This window comes from Nocardia alni, from assembly GCF_019038435.1.
GTDB lineage: Bacteria > Actinomycetota > Actinomycetes > Mycobacteriales > Mycobacteriaceae > Nocardia > Nocardia alni.
The window spans coordinates 1-18,226 of the sequence record NZ_JAGPOX010000122.1 but is presented as its reverse complement, the minus strand read 5'-3'; the positions used below and the strand labels follow the sequence as shown (position 1 = coordinate 18,226).

Below are 18,226 nucleotides of genomic sequence, written 5' to 3'. Positions count from 1 at the left end.
TCAGCATCGCAGCCCATCGCGCGGCGGCTCGGGCCGCATGCCAGACTCTCCGAATGGCTACCGCTTCCGTTCCGCCCGGTTTTCATTCGGTGACACCGCGCATGGTGGTCGATGACCAACTTGCCGCGGTCACGTTCCTGCGCACCGCATTCGGAGCTGTCGGTGACGTCGAGCCGGGTCGCCCGACCGAGGTCGGTATCGGCGACTCGGTGATCATGGTGTCGGAATCCGGTGAGCGCGAGTTGTTTCCGGCATTTCTGTACATCTACGTCGACGACGTGGACGCGACATATCAGCGCGCGCTCGCCGCAGGCGCCGCCACCATCGAGGAACCGATCGACACGCCGTACGGTGATTACCGAGCCATGGTCCGCGATCCGTTCGGCAACGTCTACCAGATCGCGAGCCGGCGCGGGACGATCGTCTGAGGTCGAGCGGGCCGTCAGCACGAGTTCGACGGCCCAGGCCAGACCGGGCGAGATGTTCGCGACGGATCCGCCGGGTCGGTCATGAGGACGGCGGTATCCCCAGTTCGTCCAGCAGTCCACGGACGCGACGCTCGATCTCGTCGCGGATGCGGCGTACCGCGTCGATGTCCTGTCCGGCGGGGTCATCGAGTATCCAGTCCAGGTACCGCTTGCCGGGGAAGAACGGGCAGGTGTCGCCGCATCCCATCGTGATCACCACATCCGATACCGCGACCGCGTCCGTCGTCAGTACCTTGGGGATCTCGGTGGAAATGTCGATGCCGAGCTCGTGCATCGCCTGCACCGCAACGGGGTTCACGCGATCGGCGGGTTCCGAACCGGCGGAGCGGACTTCGACTCGATCCCTTGCCAGGTGGGTCAGGAACGCGGCGGCCATTTGGGAGCGCCCGGCGTTGTGGACGCATACGAACAGCACAGTGGGGGGTGAAGGCATGGGCGGTGTGGGCCTTTCAATTCGTGCGCGCCTCTGATTCGAGGCGCTGACCGATGTTGTGAGAGAAGCGGTTTCGCAGGGCTAGGGAGACATAGACCAGGCCGACCAGGACGGGGACCTCGATGAGGGGGCCGACCACTCCGGCGAGGGCTTGACCGGACGTGACGCCGTAGGTGGCGATCGCGACGGCGATGGCGAGTTCGAAGTTGTTGCCCGCGGCGGTGAACGCCATCGTCGTCGTGCGCGCGTAGCCGAGACGCATCAGCGCGCCGAGCAGGTAGCCACCGCCCCACATGAGTGCGAAATACACCAGCAGCGGGATCGCGATCCGCACGACATCCCATGGCCGGGAGGTGATCTGGCGCCCCTGCAGGGCGAACAGGATCACGATCGTGAACAACAACCCGTACAGCGCCCACGGCCCGAGCCGGGGCAGCAGGGTGGATTCGTACCAGGCGCGACCTTTGACGCGTTCGCCGAGACGACGGGTCGCGAATCCGGCCACCAGGGGAACGCCGAGGAAGATCAGCACGGACTTCGCGATCTGCCACGGCGAGCTGTGAATCGCGGTCTGCGCCAAGCCGAGCCAGCCCGGCAGCACCGACAGGTAGAACCAGCCGAGCACCGCGAACATGATCACCTGGAAGATCGAGTTCAAGGCGACCAGCACGGCGGCGGCTTCGCGGTCGCCGCACGCCAGGTCGTTCCAGATGATCACCATCGCGATACACCGGGCCAGGCCGACGATGATCAGCCCGGTCCGGTACTCGGGCAGGTCCGGTAGGAAGATCCAGGCCAGGGCGAACATCGACGCCGGGCCGATCACCCAGTTCAGCACCAGCGATCCGGCCAGCAGACGGCGGTCCCCGGTGACCGAGTCGAGGCGGTCGTAGCGGACTTTCGCCAGCACGGGATACATCATGATCAGCAGGCCGATCGCGATCGGCAGGGAGATCCCGTCCACCCGCACCGCCGACAGGCCGTTCCCGAGGCCAGGAATCAGGCGACCCAGCAGCAGCCCGGCGACCATCGCCACACCGATCCACACGGGCAGGAACCGATCCAGGGTGGACAGTTTCCCAACCACCGCCGGATGGTTGTTCACGCGGGCACTTCCGTTCCGGCCTGCGCACCCAGCACCGCACCGCCATCGCAGCACGAGTTCCCGGCATTCTCGGGAGTGTCGGTGCCACAGCACGAGTTCCCGACGGTCTCGGGAGTGTCGGTGCTACAGCACGAGTTCCCTGCGGCGGCAGGGGCGTCAGTGCCGCAGCACGCCCGAACGGCCTCGGCGTCGTCGGTGGCGAATTCCGGTGCGACACCGAAGTTCTCGGTATCGGCCAGCACGGTATACACCTCCCACTTCTCGGTGTCCGGGCCGGTGACCCACACCTTGTCCTGGGTGGCGAAACAACATGTGGTCGCGATCTGCTCCTCGGTGAACAGTCCGGCTCGCGACAGGCGGGCGATTTCACCGTGGACCCGGTCGGAGGTCTCGACCTCGACTCCGAGGTGGTTGATCGTGCCGCCCTGGCCGGTGTTCTCGAGCAGGACCAGCTTCAGCGGCGGCTCGGCGATGGCGAAATTGGCGTAGCCGGGCTTGCGCTTGGACGGTGCGGTATCGAACAAGGTGGAGTAAAACGCGATCGCCTGCTCGAGATCGTCGACATTCAGGGCGAGTTGGACGCGGGACATGAGAACCTCCACAGTGAGACATATGTCGAAAAGGTGGGCGTCCCAGAGTCTGCCCACCTTTTCGACATATGTCAATCAAGTGGGTAGGGTGGGATACATGCCCAAGACCCTGCCCGTGATCGATATGTCCGCGCCCGTCTGCTGCGCGCCGGTAGCCGCCGGACCGATCGACGACGCGGCAGCGCTGGAAGTCGCGTTGCGGCTCAAAGCCCTGGCCGACCCGGTGCGGGTGAAACTGATGTCACTATTGCTGGCGAGCCCCGACACCGGCGAGAACAGCGGCGACCTGGCCACGGCGGTCGGCCTGTCCGAATCGACGGTCAGCCACCACCTCGGTCAACTCCGCAAGGCCGGTCTCGTGGACTCCGAACGCACCGGCATGAACGTGGTCCACCACGCCCGGCGTGCCGCACTCTCGGCCCTGTGCGTCGTACTCGACCCCAACTGCTGCTGCTGAGACACCCGACCGAGCCGAGGCTTCACGAGACACCGAAATCCGGTTGGTTCGCGGAGGCCGTATATCAACGGTCACCTGGCAGGTTGAGCGCTCTCGGTCGAGTTCCGTCGGCGACAGCCGTGGACCGCAGGCCGTGATCGATGAAATCGATGATCCAGCTGAAGCTTTCGTCGACATCCGCCTCGATCCGGAACCCACCCGATGCCTCGAGCGTCGCGAATCCGTGCAGGACGCTGCGCAGCATCCGCAGGGCGTGGATCTCCTGACTGGGCTCGATCCGATACCCGCGCAGCATGGCCGCCCACGTGGCGAGCACCCGCTCGGTCGCCGCGACGAGCGGATCCTCGGGCCCGGTCGCCGTGGCCGTGTTGCCCGCCGCGTACCGGCCGGGGTGCCGCTTCACATACATCCGCATCGCCTGCGCGCCCGCGGCGAGTGCCTCACCGCCCGACAGACCCTGGATGGCGTCGCGGACGACGTCGGCGAGTTCGGTCATGGCCAGGACGCCGATGCGATGCGCGAGTTCGGCCTGGCTGGTGACGTGCTTGTAGAGCGAAGGCCCCCTGACCCCGAGTCGCTCGGCTAGCACACCCATGCTGAGCTGGTCGAACCCGATCTCATCGACCAGCTCTGCGGCGGCTTCGGTGACCGACACCGGGGTCAGTCCGGCCCTAGGCACGGGCCAGCGTCCTGGCCAGGAACGGCCGCGCCAGAGCGAGGACCTGATCAGGGGCTTGAGCGTGGGGGTAGTGACCGACACCGTCCAGGACGACCAGCTCACCGAGACCGGTACGCAGATCCGCGAGGATCTTCTCACCCTCGGCGCGCGGATCGGCCCAGTCGGGGTCCGCGGCACCCTCGATCACCAGGACCGGGCAGGCCACATTACGGAGCTGCTCACCCGCATCGCCGGGATTGGTCTGGCACATCGCCTGCAGGGCCTTCATCCGGCCCGGCTCGCTCAACGTGGTCTCGATGCGCGCCAGTTCCTCGTCCCAATCGGCGGGCTTGGTCGGATACGCCAGATCGAGATACTTCTTCCAGGCGTTCATGCTCCCCATGAACATGGTCAGCCCCAGCTGGGTGTAGCCGGACCGGAAGCGCTTGGACCGCAGCAATCCGCCCAGGTCCATCGGCTGCTGACGAGTGAACGGCGCGAGCTCGATGACACCGGTGATCACATCGGGCGCGGTGGCGGCCGCGATCGTCGCCGCGCCGCCGCTGATCGACTGACCCACGATTACCGCCGGTCCGCCGAGCCTGCGCACGAGGGCGATCATGTCCCCCGCGATATCGGTGCGGCTGTACCCATCCCACCCGAGGCTGGAGTCCCCGCAACCGCGAATATCCATGCTGGCGACCCGATAACCGGCGTCGGCCAGGGCCGGGGCCAGGAACCGATAGGAGTGCCGGCTGTCGCCGATGCCGTGCGCGAGAACGACGAGCGGACCCTGCCCGATCACGTCGTAAGCGATGGTGTTGTCGCCGATGCTCAGAAGCTCGGTCATGATGCCCTCCAGGGAAGCTAATGCGAATAGCTAAAAGCTACTCTCGTTAGCCACACGCGTCAACGTCACTAGGCACAAACCTGCCACCGGTCGAACCTCGACAATTCCCGAACGGGCGACCCGAACTACGCCAAGTGGCTGGTCGATGTGGAAAAGGTAGTTCTGTCAACGACTTCGACCGAGGGCCTGGCAGTTCGGGCACAGGCCGTGCAGGGTGAGTCCGCCGTTGTCGGGGAGTTGGAAGGCGCTGGTGCGGCTGGCGTGGGTCAGGGCGTCGACGAGCGTGTCGGCGGGGATTTCGTTCATCGTGCCGCAGCGGGTGCAGACCGCGTGGTGGTGGGGGTGGTCGGCCAGGCCGTAGGTGATTCCCCGGTCGTCCAGGGCCAGGGTGTGCAGGATGCCTGCCGTCGCGAGGGTGGATGCGGTGCGGTAGACGGTGGTCAGATCGATCTCCCGTCCCGAGTCGATCAGCGATCTGTGGATTTCGGCGACACTGCGATGACCCGGATGCGCCTGCTGGGCGAGGGTGTCCAGCACGGCCAACCGTGGTGCGGTGCATCGCAACCCGTGCTGCTGCAACAGCGTTCGCGGATCGCCGTGCCCGTGGAGATCGCCCCGGGCACGGTCGGTGTCCGGCACGGCGGCTGAGCCTGTCATGCCACCAGTGTGCTGCCCGACCCCCTTCAGCCGCCACGACGGGCCGCCTCACACACCTTCTTGCCAAAGATTTGCAAAAAGTGCCGGGCCGCCCTAACGTCGACACGCTGAACTCCTGCGGCAGAGGACACGGCTTGGCGCACAACACAACCGATCCCGACCAGGTCCGGCGACAGACGAAACCGCCGGCCCTCACCCGGCGGGAATGGGTCTCGCTCGCCACCATGGCCGCCGTGATCCTGGCTCTGCACATCGTGGGCTGGCTGACCTTGACCATGCTGGTCGCGCCGAAGCATTTCAGCCTGGGCACCAAGGCATTCGGGGCCGGCGTCGGGGTGACCGCGTACACGCTCGGGCTACGGCACGCCTTCGACGCCGATCACATCTCGGCGATCGACAACACCACTCGCAAGCTCATGAACGACCGGCAGCGTCCGCTGTCGGTCGGGTTCTACTTCTCCCTGGGCCACTCGACCATCGTGTTCGGGCTGGCGCTGCTGCTGTCGTTCGGCGTGCGCTCGATCGCCGGACCCGTGCAGAACGGCTCTTCGGCGCTGCATCGCTACACCGGGCTGATCGGCACCGGCGTATCGGGCGCGTTCCTGTATCTGATCGCCGCGATCAACCTGGTGGTCCTGATCGGCATCCTGCGGGTGTTCCGCGCGATGCGCACCGGCCGTTACGACGAGCGGGAGCTCGAAGACCAACTCGCCAAGCGCGGATTCATGAACCGGCTGCTCGGCGGCCTGATGAAGTCGATCACCAAACCGTGGCAGATGTACCCGGTCGGCGTGCTGTTCGGCCTCGGATTCGACACCGCCACCGAAGTCGCGCTGCTGGTCCTCGCGGGCACCAGCGCCGCGGCCGGACTGCCCTGGTACGCGATCCTGTGCCTGCCGATCCTGTTCACCGCCGGGATGAGCCTGTTCGACACCATCGACGGCTCGTTCATGAACTTCGCCTACGGCTGGGCCTTCGCCGAACCCGTCCGCAAGGTCTACTACAACCTCACCATCACCGGCCTGTCCGTCGCGGTCGCCCTGATCATCGGCACCGTCGAGTTGCTGAGCCTGCTCGCCCAGCAGTTCGACTGGACCGGCGGCTTCTGGAGTTGGCTGGGCGGCCTGGACCTCAACATCCTCGGCTACGGCATCGTCGCCCTGTTCCTGCTCACCTGGGCTGTTTCCCTGCTGATCTGGCGGGTGGGCCGCATCGAACAGAAATGGACCGCCCCGGCCGAGGAGCGGTAATCGTTCCGCGTGACGCTCGATCGATTTACGTAGTATTACTAAGCAACTGCTATGGTGTACTAAGCATCAGGAGGTGTGGGATGAGCGAGGACATCGACGAGGTCGGCTCGGAGTTGCGGCGCGCAGTCGTGCGCCTGTACAGCCGATTCCGTTCCGAACGCGCGGAGGGCGAGGTCTCCGATGCGGCGCTGCTCGTGCTCATCGCTCTCGACAAGCAGGACCGAATGAGTCTGAGCGATCTCGCCGAGACCGCGAAGGTCACGCTCGGTTCGATGAGTCAGACGGTTCGGCGGCTCGAGCAACTCGCCCATGTGGCGAAGTCCCGTGGGACCCAAGACCGCCGCAAGGTGCTGTTCAGCCTGACCGAACAAGGCAAAGCAGCGGTCACGACATCGCGTCGCCACCGCCGGGACTGGCTCAACGACCGGGTCGCCGAGCTCACCGCCGCCGAACGCGACGACATCGCCCAAGTCACCCCCCTGCTGCTCCGCATCGCCGATTCTTGAACAGGAGCACCATTGCACCCCGTAGAAGTCCTTCTCCTCCCCATCGGCTGGGCACTGCGCAACCGGCACGCGGACGAGGCCGCGAGCATCGCCGCCGCCCCCGAACTCGCGACCGGCAACCGCATCACGCTCACCTCCCCCAGCTTCGAGGACGGGCAGGTCATCCCCGCGAAGCACTGTGGGCAGTTCATCGGCGACGAAATCTCGCCCGCCCTCACCTGGAGCGCCCTGCCCGAGGGAACGACAGAGCTGGTCTTCGTGCTCGAGGACATCGACAATCCGCGTCCCGTACCCCGCATCCATACGATCGCCGCATTCGCGCCGACCGAAGGCGGCCTGCCCGAGGGCGCCCTGACGCCGGACAACCCGCGCATTCGATTTCTCCCCGACCAGCGTGGCAAGGCCAAGTATTTCGGACCGAGGCCGATCCCCGGCCACGGCCCGCATCGCTACCGCTTCCACCTCTACGCCCTCGACACCACCGCCGACTTCGCGAAAGTCACCGACGCGCAACACCTTCCGGCAGCCCTGAAGGGACATGTCCTGGCATCCGGAACACTCACCGGCACAAGGACATCCTGACAGCCGGAGCGCGACCGGCCGGACCGTCTGGTATCGTATAGAACGAAGTCGTTCTATACGATAGGGTGGCGCGCCCACCTGCTCGCGATCGAGGTACCACTGATGGTGATTGTCGATACCCAGCAACTGGATTCCCGGCGTCTCCGACAGGCGTTCGGCACATTCCCCAGCGGGATCGTGGCGGTCTGCGGACACGACGGCCAGGCTCCGATCGGCATGGCGGTGAGCTCGTTCGTGTCGGTGTCGCTGGATCCGCCACTGGTGTCGGTGTGCGTGCAGAACACCTCGACCACCTGGCCGAGACTGCGGGCGCTCTCGAGGCTGGGCTTGAGCGTGCTGGCACAGGACCATCAGCCGGTCAGCGCCGCGCTGGCCGACCGTGACCGCGACCGATTCGCCGGGTGGCAGTGGCGCCTCGGCCCTACGGGTGCGGTGTTCGCGGCCGGCGCGTCCGGGTGGTTCGACTGCACCATCCACGACGAGGTGCCCGCGGGTGACCACACGCTCGTGCTGCTGCGGGTACACGATCTGGAGATCGGCGAGGCCGCTCCCCTGGTATTCCACGGCAGCCGGTACCGGCAGCTGGCAGCGTCCCCGGAGGACCTCCTGTAATGACCGAGGCGCCCACCCGCGTACGCCGTCCCCGGATGAGTTCGGAGCGCGAGTTCGAGCTGCTCAGCATCGCGATGGACGTGCTGCGCGAGGTGGGTTACGAGGCGCTGACCATGGACGAGGTCGCGACGCGCGGCCATTGCAGCAAGGCGACGCTGTACCGGACGTGGCCCGGCAAACTTCCCCTGATCCTCGCCGCCCTGCGGACCACGACGCCGTCGCGCGCCGAGATCGACACCGGGGCGTTGCGCGATGATCTGATCACCTTCTGCGCCCGGCTGATCCCCAAGGCCGAGAAGGACGCGGCAACCGTGGCCGCGGTCAGTCACGCCGTGCTGGCACAGCCCGAACTCGCCCGCACGGTGCGGGCCACGCTGCTGGCCGCGGGCGTGGATCAGCTCGATCGATTCGTCACGCGGGCGGTCGACCGGGGCGAACTCACCGAGCGCCCGGCGGGCGCGGATCTGTTGCCGCAGGTGCTGCTCGGCGTCTCCTTCTCCCAGCCGCTGTACGAGGGCGGCTTCGCCGATATGACGCTGCTGGTCCGAGTGATCGACCAGATCGTGCTGCCCGCGCTGGGCTACGAACCGAAGCGGCCGCCGAACCGATCGAATTCGACGGTCACCGGATAACCGCCCGGAACGGCGTCGAACGGGCCGACATTCGCGGTCAGCGATTCGGTGATCGTGCGGACCACGTGCCAGCCGAAACCGCGCTCGTCGATCGCTTCGCGGGCCGCCACGACAGCGGTGATGCATACCGTGGTCCAACTGTCGGCGAATCCGAACTCGCACTCCAGGGTGGATCCGGCGACCGCCGAGTCGATGATCGTGGTGGCGATCTCGTCGACGGCGATCCGGATGTCGGTCACCGTGTCCAGGGTGAGTTCGGCGATCAGCAGGGCCGTCTCGGTCAGCGCCCGCAACATGGTGAGCTGCTGAAACTCGGCCGGTACACGAACACCTACCATCGTGCCCGCACGCACCGGTTCACCGGCATTCACGGTTGCCCATCTCCGCACTCCCCCATCAGCTCTGCGTCCTCGTCGCGGGACCATGCACCGTCCAGGCCCCTGAACCTTCTTGCCCAGATCTACCCGGTCCGACGGTTTGTAATCACGGTCACCGATATACGCATCCGCACATCACCGGCAGCCGAGGATGCCGGCGCATCGCGTGCGCCGGCATCCCTGTTCGACGGACCGGTGAATCCGTAATTCGTTGTCGCCGTTACCGCTTAGGGGGCTTGTTCGCCTCGTCGATTCCCTCGGTATCGATCCGCTCCTTGCGGACGGTATCGGAGACCGTCTCGCGTTCCTCGACCTCGTCGACCGCCAGGCGCACACGCTCCACGGGTACGGATTCCTTGTGCACGGTGACCCGATCCTCGTGCAGAATGACCTCCTGCTCCTGGTCGCCCATCTCGCGGGAACGAACCTGGGAGGGGTCGGTGATGGGTTCCCGTTCGAGGTGCACTTCCTCGTGGGTGACCGGCACGTCGACCGTCTGGTTCTCGGTCACCACGTGTTTGTGCAGGCGGGCGGTACCGGCCTCGGTCCGCTCGGTGCCGATATCCAGCCGCTCCTCGGAGCGGATCATGCCCTCGTCCCGGCGGCCGTGGGTCATCGGCGCGTCGGTACCGGGACGAATCTGCTGGCGGCCGTACGCATTCCACCCTGCCCGCTTCGGGTCGACACCATAGTGCGCGAACAGTTCCTGTTCTGCCGAATGGGTGATCCGGCCGTCGTCGTCCAGGTGCGGAGCGGACTTCACGTGCTCCTTGTCCACTCCGATCTGCAGGGTGCCCTCGTCCGGTTGATGCCGTGCACCGGCCAACGGGACCATGGAGTCCTTGCTGAACATCCCGGTGGATACCGCCGCCCACGTCGGCGCCCCGGTCGTGTCATTGATATAGATCTTCTTCACCTTGCCGATCTTGTCGCCGGCCGAGTCGTAGACGGTGTTGCCGATGACGGATTCCAAGGTTGCCTGTGTCATGTCTTCTCCTCCGATCTCGAGGCCGTGCACCCCGCGATGGAACGCCTCGTACACGGCGCGATTCGTGGAACAGCTGGGCGGGAACGCTCGGTCACTGCGAGCCCCCTTGTCATCGCCAGCTATATTCGAGCTACCCTCGATTTGAGGGGATAAACACAGCCCATTACCCGCGATCCAGTCGGTATTCGCCAGGCCGGTCCAGGACTCAGGAATCGGAATCACAGCCGGCAAACGGAGACCGGCACGCACAACCGGTCCCCGCGCGCACAGCCCGCACCCGACCGGTCAGGGGGTTGGTGCGGTGCTCGAATCAGCCGGAGGAGGCTCGGCTCGGAGCATGCGGCGCGGGCGAATTCACCAGGGCAGGTATGGGGTTCGTGAATCGCGCCAACGGCGTAAAAGTCAGCGGAGTCCGGCGAAGAGGTCGGTTTCGTGGGCGGGTGCGGCCGCGACACGGTTGATATGCCGGACGAAGCTCTCGGTCGAGAACATCATCTGCTGCATTTCCGGAGGCATTCGCAGAAACGGCACGCTGTCGCCCTGGCTGCCGTGGGCCTCGAGCGCCTTGACCTTGCGCTGCGCATAGGATGCCACGTCCACGACCGTGGTGATCTGATCCATCGGCGTGCCGAAGTCCGCCGGCGGTTCGGCGTCGATGATGCCCTCGGCCCGCAACGCCGCGAACATCTCCAGGGAGCGTTCGCGCGGGATCGCGGTGTAGTAGAGCTTGGCCGGGATATCGGTGGCGGCCGTCGCCGCCAGCGCGACGCGATTGGCCTGGATGTGGTCGGGGTGGCCGTAGTTGCCGTTTTCGTCATACGTGACGACGACCTGGGGGCGGTAGTGCCGCATCAACTCGGCCAGACGTGCGGCCGACTGCTCGACCGGAATGTTCCAGAAGGCCTCGGGGTCGCGGTTGCCCTCCCAGCCGTCCATGCCCGAATCTCGATAGCCGAGCAGCTCGACATGCTCGATGCCCAGCAGTGCCGCGGACTCCTGGAGCTCGGAGAGTCGTTGCGCCCGTACCGCATTCGGATCGTGACCGGGCTCGCCGGGCTTGATCCCGCCGGGCGCGTCGCCCTGCTCACCGTTGGTGCAGGTCACCAGGACGGTCCGGATGCCCTCGGCGGCATACCGCGCGAACACTCCACCGGTGCTGATGACCTCGTCGTCCGGATGAGCGTGTACGGCCATGATCGTCAGTTGGTCGGCCATGAGTCCCCATCTGTGTCTGCTCGGTGGTTCGGTGCTCTCACTCTACGAATCAACACCGACAACCCGAGCGATGATTCCGCGCGAGAAGACCGCCACCAGAAAGTCGGCCTCGTCGGTGAACGGGCGCAGATCCCACGTCGACAGCCGCAGGTCCACCCGCAACCCGGCGGCCTCGGCGTCGGCCAGGAACCGCGGGAACTCGTAACCACGATCGGCGCCGAATCCCACGACCACGCGACCGGCCGGGGCGAGGTGGCGGGCGAAGCCGGTCAGCACGGCCTCCCGGGTGGACGGCGCCAGAAATGTCATCACGTTCCCCGCGCACACGATGAGATCGAAGTCGGCGGCGATGCCCCGGCCCGGCAAATCCAGTTCGGCGAGATCACCGACGACCCAGGTGGGACCGGGATTGTCCTGTTCCGCGGCGGCGATCAACACCGGATCGACGTCGACGCCGACCACCACGTGACCGGCCCGGTGCAGATAGCCGCCCACCCGCCCCGGACCGCATCCCGCGTCCAGCACCCGGGAACCGCGCTCGAGCATGGCGTCGACCAGCCGCGCCTCCCCCACGATGTCGGTGCCCTGCCGCGCCAACGTCCGGAACCGCTCCACGTACCACGTCGAATGCGCAGGATCGGCCGCGGTGATCTCCTCCCACTGGCTTGGGGTGCGTCCGCTCATCGTCCTGTCACTCCTGTCTCGAGGCTGCCCCCGAGACGATACTTGTCAGCTCTGCTCGAGCGTCTTTCCCGTGTTCATCTTCACCGCGGCGCTGACGTTGGCCTTCGGGTCTTCGGCCCGCCCGGCATCGGCCGCCTTCCGCCGCTTGGCCACGACCCGCTCGATGACTCCGTTCAGCACCGAGCCCAGCGGAAAGCCGACATAGTGGGTGATAAAAATGGCCATCTCCCGCAGCTCCTCGACGGTCAACTCCTCGTTCTGGAGGGCGGCGTTGATCTGGATCTCCGCGGCGTCCGGCAGGTTCAGCGCGGTCACCACGGTCAGCGTCATCAGCCGGCGGTCACGCCGCGACAGGCCCGGGCGCGTCCAGACGGTGCCGAACAGGTGATCGACGGTCAGCGCGAAGTACTCACCGGGCATGTCCGGCATGTCCCAGGAGTAGACCTCGTTCATCGTGGCCAAGCCCTTACGGCGCAACTCATCCATGACTGTCTCCATTCCGATTCGGCGGCAAGGCTTTCCGACCGCTCCGAGAGTTTCGAAACGTCGTTGACACAATCCTGAGCGGCGGCCATACTTCTGTCAACATCGTTGCCGAAATGCCGATACCCCGGGGAGCTACTCGCACTTGCGTTGGAGTGCACTCCAGCGCTTAGCGTCGGAATATGACCACTGCACAGCACAAGATCGGCTCGGGGTTCGGCGCCACTTCCACCGCGGCCGAGGTTGTGGCCGGAATCGACCTGACCGGCAAGCTCGCGATCGTCACCGGCGGCTACTCCGGCCTCGGCCTGGAAACCACACGGGCGCTGACCTCGGCCGGCGCGCGCGTCGTGGTTCCGGCGCGCCGCCGCGCCACCGCGGAGGAAGCGCTGCGCGGCATCGACAACGTCGAGATCGACGAACTCGACCTGGCCGACCTCGACAGCGTCCGCGCATTCGCCGAGCGGTTCCTGGCGTCGGCGCGCGGAATAGACATCCTCATCACCAGTGCCGGAATCATGGCAACGCCGGAGACCCGCGTCGGCCCCGGGTGGGAGGCGCAGTTCGCAACCAACCACCTCGGACACTTCGCCCTGGTGAACCGGCTCTGGCCGGCCTTCGTCCCGGGTGCGCGCGTCGTTTCCGTGTCCTCGCGCGGCCACCAGTTCGGCCCGGTGCACTTCGAGGACCTCGAACTGCGGCAGGGCTACGACAAATGGGTCGCCTACGGCCAAGCGAAAACGGCGAACGTCCTGTTCGCGGTGCATCTCGATAAACTCGCCCGCGACCACGACATCCGCGCATTCGCGCTGCACCCCGGCCGTATCCTGACGGACCTGGTCCGATACCTGGACCGTGAGGAACTCGTGGCCTCCGGAATGCTCAACCCGTCAGGAGAAGGCGCCGGCGGGACGAAAACCCCAGAACAAGGCGCCGCCACCCAAGTCTGGGCCGCAACCTCCCCGCAGCTCACCGGCCTCGGCGGCGTTTATCTCGAGGACTGCGATATCGCCGAACCCGCGCCCGCCGACGGCACCCGAACGGGAGTCAAGGACTATGCGATCGATCCGGCACAGGCCGAACGCCTCTGGGCGGTATCGGCCGACCTCACCGGTGTAAACGCCTTCGCGTAGCGCTGCAAGGGTTTCCGGCTGGAGGCGTTCCCGGCGAAGGGACACTCTGTCCATGGGCGTCGCCGCTCTCGCGGCGGCGACCCCGGAGGCCAGTGGACTACTCCGCAACGGCCACGGAGTAGGCCGCCAATCCGGCTCGCCGCCAAAACGATTCGACAGAACTCTCGCGACCGGTCGCAGAGCAGGTACGCGACGTCCGATATCCGCCGGAGTTCGCGGCCTGTGGTGGACAGGCTGTGTCCCATGGCAGATCGTTTCGAGGGGATCGTTGATCGGTTCGTCCTGTCCAGCACGGAGTTCGCGCGGAAGCTGAGTGCGGTCCGTTCCGAACAATGGGTTCGGCCGACTCCGTGCACGGAATGGAATGTGCGCCAACTGGTCAATCATGTGACACGCGGAAACCTGAACTACGTCGGGCTCGTGCAGGGCGGCACTCGTGCGGAGTTCCTGCGTCTGAGGGACGTCGATGCGCTGGGCACGGATCCGGTGGGCGCCTATACCCGATCCGCGCAGGATTGTTCCGAGGCGTTCGCTCAGCCGGGCGCACTGCGACGGATTCTCGATTACCCTCTCGGCCGGATTACCGGGCAACAAGCGCTCGCGGTGAGAACGACCGACAACACCATCCACACATGGGATCTCGCGAGGGCTCTCGACATCGATGACACCCTCGACACGAACCTGATCACATGGATCGACCAGCATCTCGATGAGATCTACGCCGACCTCCCGGAAACTCCGACGGCCGTCGAGCCCACCCACCGGTTTTTCGCCGCTTCCCAGGGCGCCCTCGCGCGTGATGCCTCGCTACAGGATCGCCTGTTGCACCGAATGGGCAGGAAGCCCAGCGAGGTAGTGTTCTGAATGGAACACGTACTGCCGCGACACGATAATCGAACGAACTCGTGCTCGACTGGCAGCAGCGGCGGCGAACGGCCGCAAGGGCGGCCGCCCTCGCAAGGTGGGTGACGCGACGCGGCGAACGTGCAGACCGGGGCCTTCACTGTTCCGGAGGTACTAGCGCGCCGACAGCGTAGATCGGGTGCGTTGGAGGGCTGCCCCGCCTTCATCGGCGAGGTCTGGCATCCCCGCCTTGAAGGTCGCTCGGATCGCTCGCTGAATCTGGTGCGGTAGCCGATGGCGTTCCGCGGACCTGATTGCTTCAGCGAATGCGGTTGCGGCCCCCTCGGCGTCCCGGTTGGCAACGAGAACTTCACCGGTGGTCACTCGTTCGATGATGTACCACTGCGGAGCGGCAGGGCTACCCGCCTGGCGGTAGACCAGCTGGCAGGCCTCCGCTACTCGTCCGGTGCCCATGAGGCCGCGTAGTTCGATCTCTCGCAATGTGAACGGCTGGAACAGCAGACCGCTGTATGCGTTCGGCCTGGCGCGTGATCCAGCGGCAGGTACCCGTCGTCGGTGGTCAGCACCGCGCGTCGATTTCGCCGAGTTCGATGCGGAATCCGCGGATCTTGACCTGGAAGTCGTTGCGGCCCAGATACTCGATGACGCCGTCACCGGTGCGGCGTACCAGATCCCCGGTGCGATACAACCGGGATCCGTCCGCGGTGAACGGGTTGGCGACGAACCGGGCTGCGGTCAACGCCGCTCGCGCGTGGTATCCGCGCGCCAACTGTGCACCGGTGATGTACAACTCGCCCACCGCACGGTCGGGCACCGGCGAGAGGCGATCATCCAGCACGTATTCGGTGACCGCCCGGATGGGCGCACCGATGGTAACCGGATCCCCGGCCGCCAACGGTGTGCTGATGTTGGTCATGATCGTGGTCTCGGTCGGCCCGTACCCGTTGTAGAACTCCCGGCTACGGCGCCCACCGATCGGCACCGCCCAGCGCCGCACCAACTCCGGCGGACACGCCTCACCACCAGCGATCACCACCCGCAACTTGTCCAAACCATCCGGATCCACCGACGCCAACGCCGCCGGAGTGATGAACGCGTGCGTCACCCGCTCCCGCCGCAACAACCCAGCCAGCTCCTGCCCGCCATACACACTCGGGGACACCACCACCATGCTCGCGGCCCCACCCACAGCCAGCAGCAACTCCAGCACCGAGGCATCGAACGACGGCGAAGCGAAAGCCAGCGTGCGCGCACTGCTGGTCACCCGATACCGCTCACGCTGCTCGGCACAAAAACTCGACAACCCCGCCTGCGTGACCACCACACCCTTGGGCAGACCGGTCGACCCCGAGGTGTAAACAACATAGGCGGTATGCGCCGCCCGCAGCGGTCGGCACCGGTCCGCGTCGGTGACCGGGTCGGCCGGGTAATCCTCGAGCCGCCCGGTGGCCTCGTCGCCGTCGATGGTCAGCCACGCCACCGAACCGGGGAGCCCGGCAGCCGCGGCCGCGACTGTCAGGCCCAGCACCGCCCCCGAATCCGAGAGCATGTGCGCGACCCGCGCGGCAGGATAGTTCGGGTCCACCGACACGAATCCGGCGCCGGTCTTCGCGATCGCCCACACCGCCAGCACCGATTCCGGTGACCGCGGGATCCCTACCGCCACCAAATCTTCCGGGCCGATACCCTGCGCGATCAGCAGCCTGGCCAGCCTGGTCGAGCGCTCATCCAGCTCGGCGTACTCCCACTCGGCGAGCCGATCGGTCGCATCCGCGAAGATGATCGCGATACCGTCCGGATTCTCCTCGACGGCCTCGGCCAGTAACTCCGGCAGCAACACGACATCCGTGTCCTGCTCTGCCGCCGGTGCGGCGGGGGTGGTGGGGTGAATCGGCGCGGCCAGCACCCGATCGCGTTCGCCCTCATCCAAGATGTCGATATCACCGAGGACGGCACTCTCGTCGGCGGCGACCGCGGTCAGGATCCGCTCGAACCGCCGGCCCACACCCTGAATCGTCACTTCATCGAAAAGGTCTGTCGCATACGTGAACACGACCACCAACTCATCGGGTGTCCCGTCTTCGGTGTAGCGCGGCTCGATATTCACCTGCAGATCGAACTTCGCCACCACCTCTTCCAGCTCGAGCCCGGAGATCGTCAGACCGGGCAGCTCGAGCGAGGGCTGGGTGGTGTTCTGGAAGGACAGCATCACCTGGAACAACGGATTCCGCGCCGCATCCCGCCCGGGCGCGACCAGCTCGACCACCCGCTCGAACGGCACATCCGCATTGTCGAACGCCGACAGATCGACCTCACGCACCCGCTGCACCAGCGCCGCGAAGCTCCCGGAACGATCGACCTCGGTACGCAACGTCAACGTGTTGACGAACATCCCGATCAGGTCATCCAGTGCTGCCGCACCACGCCCGGCGATCGGCGTGCCGACCGCGATATCCGAACCACCACACATCCGGGCCAGCAGTGTCGCCAACGCGGCGTGCACGACCATGAACATCGATGAATTACGGTCACGCGCAATCCGATCCAAACCCTGGTGGACCTGCGCGGGCACCACCACCACACTCGAGGCGCCGCGCATCGAGGAACGCGCCGGACGCGGACGATCCGGCGGCAACTGCACCGCCTGCGACACCCCTGCCAGGGCCTCACGCCAGTAGGTCAGTTGCCGGGCGGCGATCGAGTTCTCGTCGTCTTCGTCGCCGATGACCTCGCGCTGCCAGAGCGCGAAATCGGCGTACTGCACCGGCAACGCAGTCCAGCCCGGCGCGGTGCCCTGCGCGCGTGCCAGATACGCCGTCGCCAGATCCCGCGCCAACGGCGCCATCGACACACCATCCGCGGAAATATGGTGGGCGACCACCACCAGGAGGTACTCGTCCGCGCCCGGACCTGAGAACAACCCGATCCGCACCGGCGGGTGTTCGGTCACGTCGAATCCGGCGGACAACATGCCGATCACCCGGTCACGCAGATCGGCCGAGGCCGCCTCGACCGGCAACCCGCCCGGAAGCGTTTGCGCCGCCGACAAGATCTCCTGACGCGGCACCCCGTCCGGGCCGTACACCGGGAACCGCGTACGCAACGCCTCGTGCCGCTCCAGCACATCCGTAACGGCCTGCCCCAACGCCGACACATCCAGATCACCGGTCAACCGGATCGCGAACGGCATGTTGTAGGAAGCAGATTCGATATCAACCTGATTCAACACCCACATCCGATACTGCGCCAACGACACCGGCACCACCTCGGGCCGCTCCACCCGCACCAACGGCGGCCGATCCACACCCGAACCCGACCCCGCCGCAATAGCCGCCGCTAAATCCGCCACCACGGGCGAATCGAACAACATCCGCACCGACACCCGCACACCCAACGCGGCACTCAACCGAGCCGCCACCTGAGTAGCCACCAAAGAATTACCACCGAGAGCAAACAGATCGTCACTCGCCCCCACCCGGGCCACATTCAGCACATCGGCGAACACCCCGGCCACAATTCCCTCGATCGGCGTCGACGGCGCCCGGAATTCGCGGCCCGCCAGGACCGGTTCGGGCAGCGCGTCACGATCCAGCTTGCCGACCGCAGTCAACGGGATCTCATCGAGCACCACGATCGCGGCCGGAATCATGTACGCCGGCAAC

20 protein-coding genes and 1 pseudogene are annotated in these 18,226 nt (G+C 66.3%); 9 read left to right on the top strand and 12 right to left on the bottom strand.

Features of this window, described 5'->3' with window-relative positions; all coding sequences use genetic code 11:
• The first annotated feature begins 53 nt into the window (after positions 1 to 53).
• Positions 54 to 428, top strand: coding sequence for a VOC family protein (locus tag JZ791_RS33715; RefSeq protein ID WP_254206783.1), 375 nt, complete (start codon positions 54 to 56; stop codon positions 426 to 428).
• A 79-nt stretch (positions 429 to 507) separates the two neighbouring features.
• Here JZ791_RS33715 and JZ791_RS33710 read toward each other — a convergent pair whose 3' ends face one another.
• The 3 genes and pseudogenes from JZ791_RS33710 to JZ791_RS33700 all read right to left on the bottom strand — a co-directional run.
• Positions 508 to 921 carry an arsenate reductase ArsC gene (locus tag JZ791_RS33710; RefSeq protein WP_216900175.1) on the bottom strand — a complete coding sequence of 138 codons (414 nt, stop codon included), beginning with the start codon at positions 919 to 921 and terminating at the stop codon, positions 508 to 510.
• A 16-nt stretch (positions 922 to 937) separates the two neighbouring features.
• Positions 938 to 2,026, bottom strand: a complete 1,089-nt coding sequence (gene arsB, locus JZ791_RS33705; protein WP_216900173.1) for an ACR3 family arsenite efflux transporter — start codon at positions 2,024 to 2,026, stop codon at positions 938 to 940.
• Positions 2,027 to 2,151: 125 nt separating this feature from the next.
• Positions 2,152 to 2,616 (bottom strand): annotated as a pseudogene (locus JZ791_RS33700) (ArsI/CadI family heavy metal resistance metalloenzyme); the annotation flags it as partial.
• Between the two features lie 97 nt (positions 2,617 to 2,713).
• Here JZ791_RS33700 and JZ791_RS33695 point away from each other — a divergent pair.
• Positions 2,714 to 3,073, top strand: a complete 360-nt coding sequence (locus JZ791_RS33695) for an Rv2640c family ArsR-like transcriptional regulator (protein ID WP_216900169.1) — start codon at positions 2,714 to 2,716, stop codon at positions 3,071 to 3,073.
• Positions 3,074 to 3,137: 64 nt separating this feature from the next.
• Here the strand turns inward: JZ791_RS33695 and JZ791_RS33690 are convergent, their stop codons facing one another.
• The 3 genes from JZ791_RS33690 to JZ791_RS33680 form a co-directional block, all read right to left on the bottom strand.
• Positions 3,138 to 3,752 carry a TetR/AcrR family transcriptional regulator gene (locus tag JZ791_RS33690; RefSeq protein WP_216900167.1) on the bottom strand — a complete coding sequence of 205 codons (615 nt, stop codon included), beginning with the start codon at positions 3,750 to 3,752 and terminating at the stop codon, positions 3,138 to 3,140.
• Entirely contained in the window at positions 3,745 to 4,581 is an 837-nt protein-coding gene (locus tag JZ791_RS33685; RefSeq protein ID WP_216900165.1) for an alpha/beta fold hydrolase, read from the bottom strand. Before JZ791_RS33685 ends, JZ791_RS33690 begins: the two co-directional genes overlap by 8 nt.
• A 165-nt stretch (positions 4,582 to 4,746) precedes the next feature.
• Positions 4,747 to 5,238 carry a Fur family transcriptional regulator gene (locus JZ791_RS33680; protein ID WP_216900163.1) on the bottom strand — a complete coding sequence of 164 codons (492 nt, stop codon included), beginning with the start codon at positions 5,236 to 5,238 and terminating at the stop codon, positions 4,747 to 4,749.
• A 134-nt stretch (positions 5,239 to 5,372) separates the two neighbouring features.
• Between JZ791_RS33680 and nicT the strand changes: the two genes are divergently transcribed.
• The 5 genes from nicT (at position 5,373) to JZ791_RS33655 (ending at position 8,820) form a co-directional block, all read left to right on the top strand.
• Complete coding sequence (nicT, locus tag JZ791_RS33675) at positions 5,373 to 6,488, top strand: Nickel transporter NicT (RefSeq protein WP_254206782.1); 1,116 nt, start codon at positions 5,373 to 5,375, stop codon at positions 6,486 to 6,488.
• Positions 6,489 to 6,568: 80 nt separating this feature from the next.
• The gene (locus JZ791_RS33670) at positions 6,569 to 6,994 is read left to right on the top strand and encodes a MarR family winged helix-turn-helix transcriptional regulator (protein WP_216900160.1); all 426 of its coding nucleotides are present in this window, start codon (positions 6,569 to 6,571) and stop codon (positions 6,992 to 6,994) included.
• Positions 6,995 to 7,006: 12 nt separating this feature from the next.
• Complete coding sequence (locus tag JZ791_RS33665) at positions 7,007 to 7,576, top strand: YbhB/YbcL family Raf kinase inhibitor-like protein (RefSeq protein ID WP_216900158.1); 570 nt, start codon at positions 7,007 to 7,009, stop codon at positions 7,574 to 7,576.
• 102 nt (positions 7,577 to 7,678) lie between these two features.
• Positions 7,679 to 8,188, top strand: coding sequence for a flavin reductase family protein (locus tag JZ791_RS33660; RefSeq protein WP_216900156.1), 510 nt, complete (start codon positions 7,679 to 7,681; stop codon positions 8,186 to 8,188).
• Positions 8,188 to 8,820, top strand: coding sequence for a TetR/AcrR family transcriptional regulator (locus tag JZ791_RS33655; protein ID WP_216900154.1), 633 nt, complete (start codon positions 8,188 to 8,190; stop codon positions 8,818 to 8,820). Before JZ791_RS33660 ends, JZ791_RS33655 begins: the two co-directional genes overlap by 1 nt.
• Here JZ791_RS33655 and JZ791_RS33650 read toward each other — a convergent pair.
• From JZ791_RS33650 to JZ791_RS33630, 5 genes are all read right to left on the bottom strand, one after another.
• Positions 8,769 to 9,191 carry an anti-sigma factor gene (locus JZ791_RS33650; protein ID WP_308163238.1) on the bottom strand — a complete coding sequence of 141 codons (423 nt, stop codon included), beginning with the start codon at positions 9,189 to 9,191 and terminating at the stop codon, positions 8,769 to 8,771. The genes JZ791_RS33655 and JZ791_RS33650 overlap by 52 nt on opposite strands.
• Positions 9,192 to 9,417: 226 nt before the next feature.
• Positions 9,418 to 10,185 carry a PRC and DUF2382 domain-containing protein gene (locus tag JZ791_RS33645; protein WP_216900152.1) on the bottom strand — a complete coding sequence of 256 codons (768 nt, stop codon included), beginning with the start codon at positions 10,183 to 10,185 and terminating at the stop codon, positions 9,418 to 9,420.
• A 402-nt stretch (positions 10,186 to 10,587) separates the two neighbouring features.
• Positions 10,588 to 11,400, bottom strand: a complete 813-nt coding sequence (locus tag JZ791_RS33640; protein ID WP_216900150.1) for a PIG-L family deacetylase — start codon at positions 11,398 to 11,400, stop codon at positions 10,588 to 10,590.
• 42 nt (positions 11,401 to 11,442) lie between these two features.
• Positions 11,443 to 12,084 (bottom strand): class I SAM-dependent methyltransferase, encoded by a 642-nt coding sequence (locus JZ791_RS33635; RefSeq protein WP_216900148.1) that lies wholly within the window; start codon positions 12,082 to 12,084, stop codon positions 11,443 to 11,445.
• A gap of 45 nt (positions 12,085 to 12,129) precedes the next feature.
• A complete protein-coding gene (locus tag JZ791_RS33630; protein ID WP_216900146.1) occupies positions 12,130 to 12,570 on the bottom strand; it encodes a carboxymuconolactone decarboxylase family protein in 441 nt (146 codons plus the stop codon).
• 179 nt (positions 12,571 to 12,749) lie between these two features.
• On the opposite strand from JZ791_RS33630, the gene JZ791_RS33625 reads away from it, so the two are divergent.
• Complete coding sequence (locus JZ791_RS33625; RefSeq protein ID WP_216900144.1) at positions 12,750 to 13,700, top strand: SDR family NAD(P)-dependent oxidoreductase; 951 nt, start codon at positions 12,750 to 12,752, stop codon at positions 13,698 to 13,700.
• Positions 13,701 to 13,943: 243 nt separating this feature from the next.
• Positions 13,944 to 14,564 (top strand): TIGR03086 family metal-binding protein, encoded by a 621-nt coding sequence (locus tag JZ791_RS33620; RefSeq protein ID WP_216900142.1) that lies wholly within the window; start codon positions 13,944 to 13,946, stop codon positions 14,562 to 14,564.
• A 559-nt stretch (positions 14,565 to 15,123) separates the two neighbouring features.
• Here JZ791_RS33620 and JZ791_RS33615 read toward each other — a convergent pair.
• Positions 15,124 to 18,226, bottom strand: a 3,103-nt coding sequence (locus tag JZ791_RS33615) for a non-ribosomal peptide synthetase (RefSeq protein ID WP_216900140.1), incomplete at its 5' end; no start/stop codon positions are given.